This window comes from Mycobacterium parmense, from assembly GCF_010730575.1.
Taxonomy (GTDB): domain Bacteria; phylum Actinomycetota; class Actinomycetes; order Mycobacteriales; family Mycobacteriaceae; genus Mycobacterium; species Mycobacterium parmense.
Genome location: NZ_AP022614.1, coordinates 4189159 through 4205148, shown reverse-complemented (window position 1 = coordinate 4205148; position 15990 = coordinate 4189159). Strand labels below are relative to the sequence as shown.

The 15990-nt window shown below is 66.7% G+C and carries 14 protein-coding genes and 1 tRNA gene; 7 read left to right on the top strand and 8 right to left on the bottom strand.

Features of this window, described 5'->3' with window-relative positions:
- Positions 1–54: 54 nt before the first annotated feature.
- The 8 genes from G6N48_RS19370 to dnaA all read right to left on the bottom strand — a co-directional run bounded on the left by G6N48_RS19370 (position 55) and on the right by dnaA (position 11068).
- Positions 55–128, bottom strand: a tRNA-Ile gene (locus G6N48_RS19370).
- Positions 129–197: 69 nt separating this feature from the next.
- Positions 198–1073 carry a DUF3566 domain-containing protein gene (locus G6N48_RS19365; protein ID WP_085270405.1) on the bottom strand — a complete coding sequence of 292 codons (876 nt, stop codon included), beginning with the start codon at positions 1071–1073 and terminating at the stop codon, positions 198–200.
- Positions 1074–1194: 121 nt separating this feature from the next.
- Positions 1195–3714, bottom strand: coding sequence for a DNA gyrase subunit A (gyrA, locus tag G6N48_RS19360; protein ID WP_085270404.1), 2520 nt, complete (start codon positions 3712–3714; stop codon positions 1195–1197).
- A gap of 39 nt (positions 3715–3753) precedes the next feature.
- The gene (gene gyrB, locus G6N48_RS19355) at positions 3754–5775 is read right to left on the bottom strand and encodes a DNA topoisomerase (ATP-hydrolyzing) subunit B (protein ID WP_372511364.1); all 2022 of its coding nucleotides are present in this window, start codon (positions 5773–5775) and stop codon (positions 3754–3756) included.
- 254 nt (positions 5776–6029) lie between these two features.
- The gene (locus tag G6N48_RS19350) at positions 6030–6593 is read right to left on the bottom strand and encodes a DUF721 family protein (protein ID WP_085270402.1); all 564 of its coding nucleotides are present in this window, start codon (positions 6591–6593) and stop codon (positions 6030–6032) included.
- Positions 6590–7747, bottom strand: a complete 1158-nt coding sequence (gene recF / locus G6N48_RS19345) for a DNA replication/repair protein RecF (protein WP_085270401.1) — start codon at positions 7745–7747, stop codon at positions 6590–6592. The genes G6N48_RS19350 and recF overlap by 4 nt, the downstream gene beginning before the upstream one ends.
- A 12-nt stretch (positions 7748–7759) precedes the next feature.
- Complete coding sequence (gene dnaN, locus G6N48_RS19340) at positions 7760–8959, bottom strand: DNA polymerase III subunit beta (RefSeq protein ID WP_085270400.1); 1200 nt, start codon at positions 8957–8959, stop codon at positions 7760–7762.
- A gap of 579 nt (positions 8960–9538) precedes the next feature.
- Positions 9539–11068, bottom strand: a complete 1530-nt coding sequence (gene dnaA, locus G6N48_RS19335) for a chromosomal replication initiator protein DnaA (RefSeq protein WP_085270399.1) — start codon at positions 11066–11068, stop codon at positions 9539–9541.
- A 569-nt stretch (positions 11069–11637) separates the two neighbouring features.
- On the opposite strand from dnaA, the gene rpmH reads away from it, so the two are divergent.
- The 7 genes from rpmH to G6N48_RS19300 all read left to right on the top strand — a co-directional run bounded on the left by rpmH (position 11638) and on the right by G6N48_RS19300 (position 15981).
- A complete protein-coding gene (rpmH, locus tag G6N48_RS19330) occupies positions 11638–11781 on the top strand; it encodes a 50S ribosomal protein L34 (RefSeq protein ID WP_003874369.1) in 144 nt (47 codons plus the stop codon).
- A 23-nt stretch (positions 11782–11804) separates the two neighbouring features.
- Positions 11805–12164, top strand: a complete 360-nt coding sequence (gene rnpA, locus G6N48_RS19325) for a ribonuclease P protein component (protein WP_085270398.1) — start codon at positions 11805–11807, stop codon at positions 12162–12164.
- A complete protein-coding gene (gene yidD / locus G6N48_RS19320) occupies positions 12140–12478 on the top strand; it encodes a membrane protein insertion efficiency factor YidD (protein ID WP_085270397.1) in 339 nt (112 codons plus the stop codon). The genes rnpA and yidD overlap by 25 nt, the downstream gene beginning before the upstream one ends.
- Entirely contained in the window at positions 12462–13568 is a 1107-nt protein-coding gene (gene yidC / locus G6N48_RS19315; protein WP_085270396.1) for a membrane protein insertase YidC, read from the top strand. Before yidD ends, yidC begins: the two co-directional genes overlap by 17 nt.
- A gap of 82 nt (positions 13569–13650) precedes the next feature.
- Entirely contained in the window at positions 13651–14235 is a 585-nt protein-coding gene (locus G6N48_RS19310; RefSeq protein WP_085270395.1) for a Jag family protein, read from the top strand.
- 79 nt (positions 14236–14314) lie between these two features.
- Entirely contained in the window at positions 14315–15031 is a 717-nt protein-coding gene (gene rsmG, locus G6N48_RS19305) for a 16S rRNA (guanine(527)-N(7))-methyltransferase RsmG (RefSeq protein WP_232066663.1), read from the top strand.
- Positions 15028–15981: a ParA family protein gene (locus G6N48_RS19300; RefSeq protein WP_085270394.1), complete on the top strand. Its 954-nt coding sequence runs from the start codon at positions 15028–15030 to the stop codon at positions 15979–15981. Before rsmG ends, G6N48_RS19300 begins: the two co-directional genes overlap by 4 nt.
- The last annotated feature ends 9 nt before the right edge of the window (positions 15982–15990 follow it).

Sequence of the window (15990 nt, the reverse complement as noted above, 5' to 3'; positions counted from 1 at the left end):
CGAGTGCCAGCGGCAATGCAAGTCTCACACAACGTCTTGACGGGCACATGGTTGTGGGCCTAGGAGGACTCGAACCTCCGACCTCTTCGTTATCAGCGAAGCGCTCTAACCGCCTGAGCTATAGGCCCGTACTCGCGTACGGCCGAGCGACGAGATTACCGCAATCGCCGCCTCATCCCCAAAAACGCTGCATGACGCTAGTCGCGGTCCGCGAGCGTCACCTCGACGCCGCCGATCAGGTCGGTCGTCAAGTTGTAGACGAAGGCGGCGACGGTGGCCATCGCGGTCAACAGCACGATGTTGACCAACCCGATCAGGACCGCCCCGCCGAAGATCGTGCCGCTGGACACCAGTTCGGCGCTGCTGCCGCTGGTGTTGTTCAGCAGGTCGCCCACGTTGCTGTTCAGCTTCGCCCACACGCCCATGCCGCCCAGGACCAGATACAGGAACGCCACCGCGATCATCCAGACGAAGAACAGCGCCACCGACAGCATCAGCGACACCTTCAAAGTGCTCCACGGATCGATCCGGCGGATCTGCATGCTGGCGCGCACGGGACCGCGGGTGCGCCGCGACACCTGGACGCGGTTCTCGCGCGGCTCTCTTCCCTCGGTCACCGCCGGACGGCCCGGTCCCGACGAGCCCTGCGCCTCGGGGGCCGGTTTGCGCGGCGCGGGGCGCGGAAGGGGTCCGGACAGGTCGGGCAGTTCGCTGGCGTAGGCCTCCGCCGCCGCCTCGCCTCTCGCCGGCGGCGCCTCGAAGTCGTGCGTCGGGTTCTTGGCCGAACCGGGAGCACCCCCGGCGCCGCCGGAGCCGGCGATGAACCGGTTCAGGCGGGCCTCCACCCCGCTCGACGGGCCCGGCGGCCGCGCCTCGGTCGGCGGATCGGTCTGGCGAGGTCCGGCCGGCGCGCCCCAGGCGGCGCCGCGCTGCCACGGCGGTGAATCCGCAGCCTCCTGGATCCGGCCACCCGGCGCCGGCGTCGCGCGGTGCGCACCGGCGCGGTCGGCCGAAGCGTCCCCGTTGGGGCTCTCGCCCTTATTGGGGGCGCCCGGCTCGTTCGGTGAGGTCACCCCGACTCCTTAGCTCTTTGACGATGGCCGCCGAGGCGGTGGCAGTCGCATTGTGTCCGATCGGGCCGAGTCTAATGGTCCGGCCATCCGGTGGCCGCCGGTCGCCCTCATCGTGGCAGGGTTAGCCGTCCCCCTCCGGGGCACCGTCCTCCTCGCCGACGACGTCATCGGCGCTTGCCTCGGCGTTGCGGGCAATGGCCAACAGCGTGTCGCCCTCGCCCAGGTTCATCAGCCGAACGCCCTTGGTCTGACGTCCCGCTTTGCGCACCTGGCGCGCCGCGGTGCGGATGACGCCACCGCCGGAGGTGATCGCGTACAGCTCGCTGTCGTCGTCGACGATCAACGCGCCCACCAGCTTGCCGCGCCGGCGGTCGTACATGACGGTCAGCACTCCCTTGCCGCCGCGGCCCTGAACCGGGTACTCCTCGATGGCCGTGCGCTTGGCGTAGCCACCGGACGTGGCGACCAACAGGTACATGCCCTCGCGGACCACATTCAGCGACAGCAGGTAGTCGTCGGTGTTGAACCGCATGCCCTGCACGCCCGAGGTCGCCCGTCCCATCGGCCGCAGCGCCTCGTCCGTCGCCGAGAACCGGATCGACTGACCATTGGCCGAGACCAGCAGCAGGTCTTCTTCGGAGGAGCACAACACCGCGCCGACCAGTTCGTCGCTGTCGCGCAGGTTGATGGCCACGATCCCGCCTGAGCGGTTGGAGTCGAAGTCCGTCAGCTTCGTCTTCTTGACCAGACCGTTGCGGGTCGCCAGCACCAGATACTGGGCGTCTTCGTAGCTGCGGATCTGGATGACCTGGGCGATCCGCTCCTCGGGCTGGAACGCCAGCAGGTTGGCGACGTGCTGGCCGCGCGCGGTGCGGGCCGCCTCGGGCAGTTCGTAAGCCTTCGCGCGGTAGACGCGGCCCTGTGTGGTGAAGAACAGGATCCAGTCGTGCGTCGAGCACACGAAGAAGTGCCGCACGATGTCGTCCTGCTTGAGCCCGGCGCCCTGCACGCCCTTGCCGCCGCGCTTCTGGCTGCGGTACAGGTCGGTCTTGGTCCGCTTCGCGTAGCCGGTCTCGGTGATGGTGACGACGACGTCCTCGCGGGCGATCAGGTCCTCGTCGCTGACGTCTCCGTCGGCGGCGATGATCCGGGTGCGACGGTCGTCGCCGTGCTTGTCGGCGATCTCGGAGAGCTCGTCGCGCACGATGCCGCGCTGCCGTTCGGGTTTGGCGAGAATGTCTTCCAGGTCCGCGATCTCGGCCTCGATCTTGGCCAGGTCGTCGACGATGCGCTGGCGCTCCAGCGCGGCCAGGCGCCGCAGCTGCATGTCGAGGATCGCCTGGGCCTGGATCTCGTCGATGTCGAGCAGCTCGATCAGGCCGGTGCGGGCGATGTCGACGGTCTCCGACGCGCGGATGAGCGCGATCACTTCGTCAAGGGCGTCAAGGGCTTTGACCAGACCGCGCAAAATGTGGGCACGTTCGTTGGCCTTGCGCAGCCGGTACGTCGTGCGCCGGATGATCACGTCGAGCTGGTGGGCAACGTAGTGGCGGATCATCTGGTCGAGGCGCAGCGTGCGGGGCACCCCGTCGACGATCGACAACATGTTCGCGCCGAAGCTCGTCTGCAGCTGAGTGTGCTTGTAGAGGTTGTTGAGCACCACCTTGGCCACGGCGTCGCGCTTGATCTCGACGACGATGCGCAGGCCGACCCGGTCGCTGCTCTGGTCCTCGATGTTGGAGATGCCGGCGAGCCTGCCGTCGCGGACCTGCTCGGCGATCGACGTGATGAAGTTGTCGTGGTTCACCTGGTAGGGCAGCTCGGTGATGACCAGCGACGTGCGGCCGCGTGAATCCTCTTCCACCTCAACGACTCCGCGCATCCGGATGGAACCGCGACCGGTGGTGTACGCATCGTGGATGCCCTGGGACCCGACGATCAGCCCGTGGGTGGGGAAATCCGGGCCCTTGACCCGCTCACAGACCGCGGTGAGGGTGGCCTCCTCGTCGGCCTCGTAATTGTCCAGGCACCAGTAGACGGCCTCGGCCAGCTCACGCAGGTTGTGCGGCGGGATGTTGGTGGCCATCCCGACGGCGATGCCACCGGATCCGTTGGCCAGCAGGTTGGGGAACCTGCTGGGCAGCACGGTGGGTTCTTGCACCCGGCCGTCGTAGTTCGGGATGAAATCGACTGTCTCCTCGTCGATCTCACGAAGCATCTCCATGGCCAGCGGCGTCAGCCGCGCCTCGGTGTACCTCATCGCCGCCGGCGGGTCGTTGCCCGGCGATCCGAAGTTGCCCTGCCCATCGACCAGCGGGTAGCGCAACGACCAGGGCTGCGCCATGCGCACCAGGGTGTCGTAGATCGACGCGTCGCCGTGCGGATGGTAGTTGCCCATCGTCTCGGCGACCGACCGCGCCGACTTGGCGTGGCTGCGGTCGGGCCGGAAACCCGAGTCGTACATCGCATACAGCACGCGGCGGTGCACCGGCTTGAGGCCGTCGCGCACCTCCGGCAGCGCGCGGCCCACGATCACGCTCATCGCATAGTCGATGTAGCTGCGCTGCATCTCCTGCTGAATGTCGACCGGTTCGATGCGGTCGCCGGCTTCGTCGCCCGGAGGCAGCGTGGTGTCAGTCATGTATTCCTCGTTTGCGTGGGGCTACGCGCATCTGATTACTCAGACGTCCAGGAAGCGAACGTCCTTGGCATTGCGGGTGATGAAGCTGCGGCGGGCATCGACGTCCTCGCCCATCAGGATCGAGAAGAGCTCGTCGGCGGACGCCGCGTCGTCCAGGGTGACTTGGCGCAGCACCCGCACCGACGGGTCCATCGTGGTCTCCCACAACTCCTTTGCGTCCATTTCACCCAGACCCTTGTAACGCTGGATCCCGTCTTCCTTGTTGATCTTCTTGCCCGCCTTGAGGCCGGCATCGAGCAGGCCGTCTCGCTCGCGGTCGGAGTAGGCGAACTCCGGGTCGCTGCGCTGCCACTTCAGCTTGTACAGAGGAGGTTGCGCCAGGAACACGTGGCCGTGCTCGATCAGCGGCCGCATGAATCGGAACAGCAGCGTCAGCAGCAGTGTCGAGATGTGCTGGCCGTCGACGTCGGCGTCGGCCATCAGGACGATCTTGTGATAGCGCAGCTTGGTGATGTCGAATTCGTCGTGAATCCCGGTGCCCAGAGCGGTGATGATGGCCTGCACTTCGGTGTTCTTCAGTACCCGGTCGATGCGCGCCTTCTCCACGTTGATGATCTTGCCGCGCAGCGGGAGGATCGCCTGGAACATCGAGTCGCGGCCACTCTTGGCCGAACCGCCGGCTGAATCTCCCTCCACCACATAGAGTTCCGACTTGCGGGGGTCGGTCGAACGGCAGTCGGCGAGCTTGCCCGGCAATCCGCCGAGGTCGGTCGCGCTCTTGCGCCGCACCAGCTCTCGTGCTTTACGCGCCGCGATACGCGCCTGCGCCGACGAAACCGCCTTGTTGACCACGACTTTCGCATCCGCGGGGTTGGCCTCGAACCAGTGGGTCAGCTGCTCGTTGCACACCTTCTGGACGAACGACTTGACTTCGGTGTTGCCCAGCTTGGTCTTCGTCTGACCCTCGAACTGGGGCTGGGAAACCTTGACGGAGATGACTGCGGCCAAGCCTTCCCGGATGTCGTCGCCGGTGAGGTTGGGGTCCTTGTCCTTGAGCAGCTTCTTGTCTTTGGCGTACTTGTTGACCACGGTGGTCAGAGCGCTGCGGAAACCTTCTTCGTGGGTTCCGCCCTCGTGGGTGTTGATGGTGTTGGCGAAGGTGTGTACCGACTCGGAGTAGCCGCCGTTCCATTGCATCGCCACCTCGACCTCGTGGCCGTCGCCTTTGCCGTCGAAGCCGATGATGCTCTGCTGGATCGGGCTCTTGGTGCGGTTGATGTGCTTGACGAAGTCCACCAGGCCGCCGGGATAGTGGAAGGTGCGGTGCTTGACTTTCTGCGCCGAAACCGATTCCGCGGCCTTTTCTTCGGCCGATTTCGGGGCCTCGGCGGTGTCGCTGACGACCTCGTCGACCACCTCCTCCTTGGTGACCCGCTCATCGGTGAGCTCGATGGTCAGGCCCTTGTTCAGAAACGCCATCTCCTGCAGCCGTCGGGCGACCGTCTCGAAGTCGTAATCGGTGGTCTCGAAGATCTTCGGATCGGCCCAGAACCGGATCGTGGTGCCCGTCTTCTTGGTCTTCTCGCCCTGCTTGAGCACGCCGGGTACCGAGTTGGTGTACACCTGCGACCACTCGTATCCGTCGCGGCGGATGTCGGCTTCCAGACGCGAGGACAAGGCGTTGACGACCGAGACGCCGACACCGTGCAGCCCACCGGACACCTGATAGGCGCCCTCTTCGAACTTCCCGCCCGCGTGCAGCACGGTCATCACCACGTCGACGGTCGGCACGCCGGTGGCGTGCATCTCGACCGGGATGCCGCGGCCGTCGTCGGTGACCTCCACGCCACCGTCGTCGAGCAGGCGCACCGTCACCTTGCTGGCGAACCCGGCCATGGCCTCGTCGACCGAGTTGTCGACCACTTCCCAAACGAGATGGTGCAGGCCGCGCTCGCCGGTAGAGCCGATGTACATACCGGGGCGTTTGCGAACCGCCTCCAGTCCCTCGAGGACCTTGATCGAATCAGCGCCGTACTGGTTTTTGGCAGCCACGTTCGGAATGCTCTCCTTGGGGTTACGTGCAAGCGGTCCGGTCACCGCAGCAGTCGCACTTGGCCAGTCTACCGTGATCCGCTGTCGGCACCGACTCTCCGGGCGCGTTTCTGCCCAGCTGACCGCGCCGTGCGGACGTTTTCTTCATCATCGGCGCGTCCTGACGTGCGCGACCCTGGTCCGCTTCGTCCTGGCGGATTTCAGACGGCGATTCCTCCACCCCTTTACGGCGGCGTGTCGCCCCGGACGGGCGGGCGGCGGCGCTACCCGTAGGTGTCGCGCGGGCCGCGTCCCGAGATGTGCCGGGGCCCCTTCCGCCAGGACGGCGCGGTAGGCCCGGTGATCTTCAGGGAGGTGACCACGCCGTTGCCGACCGCCGCGGCGATCTTTGCCAGTAGCTGCGCCTGGATCATCCGCAGCTGCGTGGCCCAGGCCGTCGACTCCGCCGTCACGCTGAGCACACCCTCGTTGAGTGCCGTGGGTGTCGCGTGATCGGCGATCTGGTGACCCACGACCGACGGCCAGTCGCCGAGCACCGTGCCCTCGGCGACCTGCGCCGACCAGCCTCGCTTTTTCGCCATGTCGCGCGCCAACCGGCCAAGCGGCTGTGGATCACGGACGTCGGGCCCCGGCCCCGACCAGCTGCGCCGCTGCCCGGTGACGCGGCGCGGTGCCTGCGGCACCCGTTGACCCCGGCCGGCGTCCTTGCCCTGCGCCCGCGCCGCCGCGCGCGCCTCCTCCAAAGTCCGCCTGACCAAGTCTATGCCAGTCAAATCATCTGCTGGACTTGTCTTTTCGGCCTTCTCGCGGTCGTCGTCGCCGGTCATGGTTGCGCCACCGACACCCGCCCGGAGTCCCCGTCGCGCAGGTCGATGCGCACCCTGGTGGTCTCCCAGTCCTGCGGGATGTCCTCGGCCACCGCCGCGGTGACCAGTACCTGCTCGGCGGATTCGGCCACCGAAGCCAGGGCGCGCCGCCGCGCCGCATCGAGTTCGGCGAACACGTCGTCGAGCAGCAGCACCGGCTCGCTGCCCTCGGCGCGCAGCAACTCGTAGGACGCCAACCGCAGCGCCACCGCAAAAGACCACGATTCCCCGTGGCTGGCGAAGCCCTTGGCGAATTGATCGCCGAGCCGCAGCTCCAGGTCGTCGCGGTGTGGGCCCACCAGGCACATGCCGCGTTCCAGCTCTGCCGCGCGCCGGGCCGCCAACCCCGCCAGCAGCGACGCCTCCAGGTGATCGCGATCCCCGGGCGCGGCGTCACCCGCCGCCTCGGCACCCAGGCTGGTCCGGTAAGCGATGGCCGCCGGGCGCGACGCCGGAGCCAGCAGTTGGTACGCCTTCTCGACTTCCGGAGCCAACTCGTTCACCAAATCGATTCGGGCGGCCATCAATTGCGCACCGTGCTCGGCCAACCGGCTGTCCCACACGTCGAGGGTGTCCAGCGCGCCCCCGTCACCCCGGTGCCGCATCCCGGACAGCGACTTCAGCAGCGCCGTTCGTTGCCGCAATACTTTCTCGTAGTCCGCGCGCACCCCGGCGATCGCCGGGCGCCGGATAGTCGCCAGGTCGTCGAGGTACCGGCGCCGGTCCGCCGGGTCGCCACGCACCAGAGCCAGGTCCTCGGGGGCAAACAACACAGCGCGGAGCACACCGACCACCTCGCGGGTGCCGCGCACCGGTGACCGGTTCAACCGCGCCTTGTTGGCCCGCCCGGCGGCGATCTCGAGGTCGATCGCGCATTCCCTGCCCTCGTTCACCACGATCGTCGACACCACCGCACGGGAGGCACCCGTCCGGATCAGCGGGATGTCGGTACCCACCCGGTGCGAGCCCAGCGTGGTCGAATACCACAGCGCCTCAATCAGATTCGTTTTACCGAAGCCGTTCGGCCCTACGAAGACCGTCCGGCCCGGCTGCAATTCGAGGTCGGCGAACTCCCAGGACCGAAAGTCGCGCAGTCCCAAATGCCGGACATACACCTACTCGGACACCTATCCAGGCAGCCGGACGGGCATCAACAGGTACACGTAGTCCGTGGGCAACGCGGAGAACGGTCCCGAGCCACTCGGAGCAGCATCGCCCTCCGACGCCGGACGCAGCAAAGCGGGCTTACCCGGGGTCGTGAAACCGAACGACACCCGCTCCGAGTGGACCGACGACAGGCCGTCGGTGAGGTAGCCCGGGTTGAACGCGATCGTCAACGGTTCGCCGACGAAATCGACCGCGAGGTCTTCTTCGGCGCGACCCACGTCGTCGGCCCCCGCCGAGAGCCGCAGCATCCCGTCGCCGAATTCCATGCGCACCTGCGCCCCGCGATCGGCGACCAACGCAACCAGCTTGATCGCCTCGGTCAACTCGGCGACATTGATGGTCGCCACGGCCGTGTGCTCCGCCGGCAGCAGCTGACGAAACTTCGGGAACTCCGCGTCCAGGAGCCGAGTGGTGCTGCGCTTGCCATTACCGCTGATGCCCAGCAGCCCGTCCTTGCCGACCCCGGACCCGGCGCCCAACGACAACCGAACGTCGGATCCGTCCGTGCCGGTCTTGGCCGCCTCGGCCAACGTCTTGGCGGGGACCAGCACCGCAGCCTCGATGTCGGGCGACGACACCGACCAGGTGAGCTCGCGGACCGCCAGCCGGAATCGGTCGGTGGCGGCCAAAACGACGGTCTCGCCGGAAATCTCGACCCTAATCCCGGTCAGCATGGGCAGGGTGTCGTCCCGGCCGGCCGCGATCGCGACCTGGCCGATCGCCTCGGCGAACACGTCCGACGGCAGGGTGCCGGTTTCCTCCGGCAGCGCGGGCAGCGTCGGGTAGTCCTCCACCGCCATCGTCGGCAACGAGAACCGGGCGCTGCCGCAGTTCAGCGCCACCCGATTGCCGTCGACGTAGAAGTCGACGGGCTTGTTGGGTAACGCGCGGGTGATGTCGGACAACAGTCGGCCGGACACCAAAACACTTCCCTGCGAAGCGATTTCGGCCGCAACCTGCGCTTCGGCGGACACCTCGTAGTCGAAGCCGGAGATGGTCAGGCCGTCGTCCGTGCCGGACAACAACACTCCGGACAGCACCGGCACCGCCGGCCTGGTCGGCAGATTCCTCGCCACCCACGACACCGCGTCGGCGAAGGACTCCCGCGCCAAACGAAACTTCAGGTCGCTGAGGCCAGCCGTTGTCGTCGCCGCGTCCATAGCGTCCCTTCACCTACCCAGCGTTGTCATTCCGATAGCCGGCCCCACCCCGCCAGCCCGGGGTCCCGCCATGAAAGCCGCTGACAGTGATGTTTCGCGGCGACCGTAACGGGAGTCGAAGAACAACCGTAGATCTTCCGGGGCCATCTTGAAAGCTAATCGCCGAGGCCGACAAAACCGGCTGACGAGGAGGACCGGCTCCCGCGGTGCACCGTGCGTCCCCAAAGCTGTATTTCAAAGAAGAATCGATGAAGAGATCTCAGTACCAGTAATAAGGCCTGTGAATCCTGGGGACAACCGGAGTTCCGCCCAGCTAGGGGCGCGTTCGGGTTGTGGATGACGGCGCTGGGGGCTGTGGGTGCCGTGTTGGGCGGTTGGGGATCGGCGACGGGTGTGGACGCCCGGTCCATCGCTGCACTGGAGTTTGGCCGGGTTGTCCACACCGCTGCGCACACCTTCGAGGTGTGGCGGGTGTGACGGACGGGCGAGAAGTTTCTCGAAAAAAATTTCTCAGAACGGTGGAGACGGCACCGGGATCGGCTCGAAACGACGCGCAGCTGACCGGGATGGCGTTGGGATTCAGCGCTTGGAGCGCTGGCGGATCCGGGTGGTGAGTTCCTTGACGTGGTCGAAGACCTCGCGCCGCTCGGCCATCTCGCCGCGAACCTTGCGTTCGGCGTACATCACGGTGGTGTGGTCGCGGCCGAACGCCTGTCCGATCTTGGGAAGTGACAGATCGGTGAGCTCGCGGCAGAGGTACATCGCTATCTGACGTGACTGCGCCAGCGCCCGGGTCTTGCCGGGACCGCGCAGTTCCTCGACCGTGGTGTCGAAGTACTCGGCGGTGGCGGCCATGATGGTCGCCGCACTGATCTGCATCGTGCTGGCGTCGGCGATGAGATCGCGCAGCACGATCTCGGCGAGCGCCTTGTCGATCGCGGTCTTGTTCAACGAGGCGAACGCGGTGACCCGGATCAGGGCGCCTTCGAGTTCGCGGATGTTGCGTTCGATGCTGCTCGCGATGAGTTCGAGAACGTCGTCGGGCACCGCCAGCCGTTCCATCTGGGCCTTCTTGCGCAGGATGGCGATGCGGGTCTCGAGCTCGGGAGGCTGGACGTCGGTGATCAGGCCCCACTCGAATCGGGTCCGCAGCCGATCTTCAAGTGTTGCCAGCTGTTTGGGCGGCCGGTCCGAGGAGATGACGATCTGCTTGTTCGCGTTGTGCAGCGTGTTGAAGGTGTGGAAGAACTCTTCCTGGATGCCTTCCTTGCCCTCGATGAACTGGATGTCATCGACCAGCAGCACGTCGACGTCGCGGTAGCTGCGCTTGAAAGCGACCTTGCGGTCGTCGCGCAGCGAGTTGATGAAGTCGTTCGTGAATTCCTCGGTGGACACGTACTTGACCCGCATCCCGGGGAAGAGCCGCTGCGCGTAGTTGCCGGCGGCATGCAGCAGATGGGTCTTGCCCAGGCCGGACTCACCCCAGATGAACAGCGGGTTGTATGCGCGCGCCGGCGCTTCGGCGATCGCCAGAGCGGCGGCGTGGGCGAACCGGTTGGAGGCGCCGATGACGAACGTGTCGAAGGTGTAGCGGCGGTTCAGGCTGGTGCCGGCGGACAGGGCCGGTTCGGTGTGCGGCCGTTCGCTGAAATAGTTCGGCCAGTTCCGCTCGGCGCCGGCCGGAATCTCCCCGTTCTCGTAACTCTCGTCGTCGAAGGCGGTGTCCTCCATCCCCGACGCCATGTCGGCGCCGGGGAAGGTGTCGCCCTGGGCGAATCCCCCGTCGTCGGAGTCCTCGGGTGGGGGAGCGATGCGCACACCCAGCTGGATCTGTTGACCCAGCCGGCGGCTGAGGGCGTCGGTGATCGGCGCACGCAGATGACGTTCGATCTCGTTCTGCACGAAGCTGCTCGGCACCGACAGCAGCGCAAACCCCTCGACAATCGTCAGCGGCTGGACGAGATTGAGCCAGGCCCGCTGCTGCGGCGTCAACGGGGTGATGAGGGTCGTTCGGTTGGCCGCCACACCGTCTCCGGGGGACTCGCCGTTGAGTTCGGAGACGACCGCGTTCCACACCGAGGTGAAACCTGAACCGGGGTCATCGGTCAACGACGCATCCCCCTGGTTCTCGCACGTCCCGGGTCGAAGAACACCACGCCTGACGACAAAGCAACTGTCCACATAGTTATACACAGATGTGGACAGGATGATGGTATGCGAGCCACAAGCCGGTTGCGACGGCTCGCGATCTCCGAGCTGAAGAGAAAACCCGAGCAGGTCGTCTAGGCAGCTAGTCGATCCGCCATCCTCGCTTCGTTGTCGAGCGCCGTTTCACTCTAAAACGACTTGCGCAGAAGCTAACAGTTTTCCGGGCGGCTGCCAACCGTTCTGCTGCAATCAAATCTGCCGTTTAGGGTCAACCGGACCACTCTGGCCCTCGCTCCGGTCCGGGTCGTGCCCGCTTCCGCCGGCGCCCGGCGGGGGTACGCCTGAGCCAGGCCAGGTTTGACCCGGCGCGAGCTGGTCAGTACCCTCTAACAGTCGCCCGAAAGTCGGCGATACGGCTGCGACCTAGTGCTTCCGGGGACCGCGCCGGCCAGCTGCAAGACCATTTCCGACCCGCAGACAAGTTCGAAACGCGTGCGCGGCCGGATGCCAGACACAACGAGGAGAACGTCGTGGCCAAGGGCAAGCGGACCTTCCAGCCGAATAACCGGCGCCGTGCCCGCGTGCACGGTTTCCGGCTGCGGATGCGCACACGCGCCGGGCGTGCCATCGTTTCGGGCCGGCGCCGCAAGGGCCGTCGCGCGCTCTCTGCCTGATCGCTGCGTCGGGTATCTCGGCGGTGCTCTCCGCACGCAACCGCATGAGGCGGTCAACCGAGTTTGACGTGACCGTGCGGCACGGTGTGCGCGCGGCACAGCCGGACCTGGTTGTGTACGTGCGGCGATCGCCCGATCACACCGGCGAGGACGGTCCCCAGGTCGGGCTCATCATCGCGAAGCCGGTCGGCTCCGCGGTCGAACGCCACCGGGTCGCCCGCCGGTTGCGGCACGTGGCCCGGACGATGCTGGGTGATCTCGGGGCCTGCGACCGGATGGTCATCCGCGCCCTGCCGAGCAGTCGCAACGTGTCGTCGGCGCGCCTGGAACAACAACTGCGCCGCGGGTTGCGGCGCGCATGCGATTCGGCGGCAAAACAATGAACGCGGCCATGCGCGCCGCGAGCCGCGGGGCCGCGCGGGGCCTGATTTTTCTGATCCAGCTCTACCGGCATATGGTGTCGCCATTGCGTCCGGCGACATGCCGGTTCGTTCCGACGTGCAGCCAGTATGCCGCGGATGCGCTGACGGAGTACGGCTTGATACGGGGAAGCTGGCTCGCCGCGGTGAGGCTCGCCAAGTGCGGGCCGTGGCACCCGGGGGGATGGGATCCCATACCCGAGCGCCACAACATGAAAGACGTCAGCGACACCTCGGACGCCCCGGGGTCGCGAGGGGAGAGTGGATCCTTTGTTTGATTTCTTCAGCCTCGACATCGTGTACTACCCGGTGTCGTGGATCATGTGGGCCTGGTACAAGCTGTTCGCTTCGGTACTGGGGCCCTCGAACTTCTTCGCCTGGGCGCTCTCCGTCATGTTCCTGGTGTTCTCGCTGCGCGCGCTCCTGTACAAGCCGTTCGTGCGCCAGATCCGGACCACCCGCCAAATGCAGGAGCTGCAGCCACAGATCAAAGCGCTGCAGAAGAAGTACGGCAAGGACCGCCAGCGCATGGCGCTCGAGATGCAGAAGTTACAGCGCGAGCACGGCTTCAATCCGATCCTCGGCTGTCTGCCGATGCTCGCGCAGATCCCGGTGTTCCTGGGGCTTTACCACGTGTTGCGCTCGTTCAACCGCACGACCGGCGGCTTCGGCCAGACACACCTCTCGGTGACACAGAACCGCCTCACCGGCAACTACATGTTCAGCCCCACCGACGTCGCCCACTTCCTGGACGCCAACCTGTTCGGTGCGCCGATCGGGGCGTTCATGACGCAGCACTCCGGGTTGGATGCTTTCACCCACTTCAGTCGGCCCGCGGTGATCGCGGTGGGTACGCCGGTGATGATCATGGCCGGCATTGCGACCTACTTCAACAGCCGCGCGTCGGTCGCGCGCCAGAGTGCCGAGGCCGCGGCCAACCCGCAGACCGCGATGATGAACAAGCTGGCTCTCTACGTGTTTCCGCTCGGGGTGGTCGTCGGAGGACCTTTTCTTCCGCTCGCCATCATCCTGTACTGGTTCGCGAACAACATCTGGACCTTCGCTCAGCAGCACTACGTGTTCAGCATGATCGAGAAAGAGGAAGAGGCGAAGAAGCAGGAGGCGATCGAGCGACGCGCGGCCAATGCGCCGGCGCCGGGAGCCAAGCCCAAGCGCAACGCGAAGCCGGCCGGTCCGGATGGCGACGGTTCGGCAAGCGACGCCGCCGAGGAGACCGCTCCGGCGGCGAAAGCCTCCGACGGCGATGCCAGCACCGGCGCCGACACGTCCAGCGCAGCGGGACGTAACAACGGACCGGCCAACCGCACCCCGCGGCCAGGGGCGCGTCCGAAGAAACGCAGACGGTAGGCGCGGGAGATCTTCACCGGGCGCGCTTGACCGGCGCGCCCCGACAAGGGCAGGGACCCGTGGACGAGGAAGAGGTAAAGACATGACGGACGCCGAAACCACCGAGCGCGAGTTGGACACGGCGCTGGAGCCGGAGCTGTCGGCCGACGACGCCACATCGGACGAAGCAGCCGCGGAAGCCGGCGAGGACGACTCGGACGACCTGGAGGAGCGCCTGGTCGCCGAGGGGGAGATCGCCGGCGATTATCTCGAGGAGTTGTTGGACTTGTTGGACTTCGACGGCGACATCGACCTGGACGTAGAGGGCAAGCGCGCCGTCGTGAGCATCGACGGCAGCGACGACTTGAACAAGTTGGTCGGCCGCGGCGGCGAAGTGCTCGACGCGTTGCAGGAGCTGACCCGGCTCGCGGTGCACCAGAAAACCGGGGTTCGGAGTCGGCTGATGCTGGACATCGCGAGTTGGCGGCGCCGGCGCCGGGAGGAACTGGCCGCGCTGGGGGACAAGGTAGCGCGCCGGGTCCTGGAATCCGGGAAGCGCGAGGAGCTCGCCCCGATGACGCCGTTCGAGCGCAAGATCGTGCATGACGCGGTGGCGGCGGTGGACGGTGTCCACAGCGAGAGCGAAGGTGTCGAGCCGTCACGCCGTGTCGTCGTGCTGCACGACTGATCGAGTTACAGCCGTGTAAGTTGCGTCGGCCCTGGTGCCCGGGACAAAGGGGATGTTTCACGTGAAACATGACGGCCCCATGGATCGGAACGCGACGGGGCCGGCGCAGCGCCAGCCTGATGGTGAGGGTGCCGCCGACGCGATCTTCGGACCGCGGCTAGCTGTTGCTCGCCGGTACGCCGAGTTGCTCGCGGGGCCCGGGGTCGAACGCGGCCTCCTGGGCCCGCGCGAAGTCGGCCGCATCTGGGACCGCCACCTATTGAACAGCGCCGCCATCGCCGAGGTTCTCGGTCCCGGCGAGCGGATCATCGATATCGGCAGCGGGGCGGGCCTGCCCGGCATCCCGCTGGCGATCGCACGGCCCGATCTCGAGGTCGTTCTTCTGGAACCGTTGCTGCGCAGGAGCGAATTTCTCATCGAGGTCGTCGGCGAACTAGGGTTGGCCGTCGAAGTGGTGCGGGGGCGTGCCGAGGATCCGTCGGTGCGCGACCGATTCGGCGAGAGGGATGCGGCGGTGTCTCGAGCGGTGGCAGCGTTGGACAAGCTGACAAAATGGAGTATGCCCCTGCTTCGGCCCGGCGGGCGGATGCTCGCGATCAAGGGGGAGCGGGGGCGTGACGAGGTGCGAGAGCATCGACGGGCGATGGCGGCGTCGGGCGCCGTTGATATCCGCGTGGTCGAGTGTGGCGCGCAGTGGTTGCGTCCGCCCGCGACCGTAGTATTAGCGCGACGTGGAGAGGCGCGGATAACCTCAGTGGCCCGGCCGGCACGGACAGGGAAGGCCGATAAGAGATGAGCTCTCTCGGAGACACCTCGGCAGACACGCACCCGCCGGCCGTGACACCCGTGCAGGAGGCGGCGCACCGGCCGAATGTTTCACGTGAAACGTCGGACGAGGACACCCCGATCGGCGCGGCGGCCGAGCGCGCGATGCGCGTCCTGCACACCACCTACGAACCGGTGCGCCGACCCGGCCAGCGCCGGCTCTTCACCATCGCCAATCAGAAGGGCGGCGTCGGCAAGACGACCACCGCGGTCAACCTCGCGGCCGCTCTCGCGGTGCAGGGACTCAAGACGCTTGTCATCGACCTCGACCCACAGGGCAACGCGAGCACGGCACTCGGCATCACCGACCGGCAGTCGGGCAGCGCCTCCTCCTACGAAGTGCTGCTCGGTGAGGTCTCCTTGAAGGACGCGCTGCGTCGCAGCCCGCACAGCGAGCGACTGTTCTGCGTGCCGTCGACCATCGACCTGGCCGGCGCCGAGATCGAGTTGGTGAGCATGGTGGCGCGCGAGAACCGGCTGCGCACCTCGCTGGCCGACCTCGACGACCTCGACTTCGACTACGTATTCATCGACTGCCCGCCGTCGCTGGGGTTGCTGACCATCAACGCGCTCGTCGCCGCGCCCGAGGTGATGATTCCGATCCAGTGCGAGTACTACGCCCTGGAGGGCGTCTCGCAGCTCATGCGGAACATCGAGATGGTGAAGGCACACCTCAACCCGGAGCTGGAGGTGACCACCGTCATCCTCACCATGTACGACGGCCGCACCAAACTCGCCGACCAGGTGGCCGAAGAGGTGCGCCGGTACTTCGGAACCAAGGTGCTGCGGACGGTGATTCCGCGCAGCGTCAAAGTCTCCGAGGCGCCCGGTTACAGCATGACCATCATCGACTACGACCCCGGCTCCCGCGGGGCGATGAGCTACCTCGACGCGAGCCGCGAACTCGCCGAACGCGACTGACCACACTCC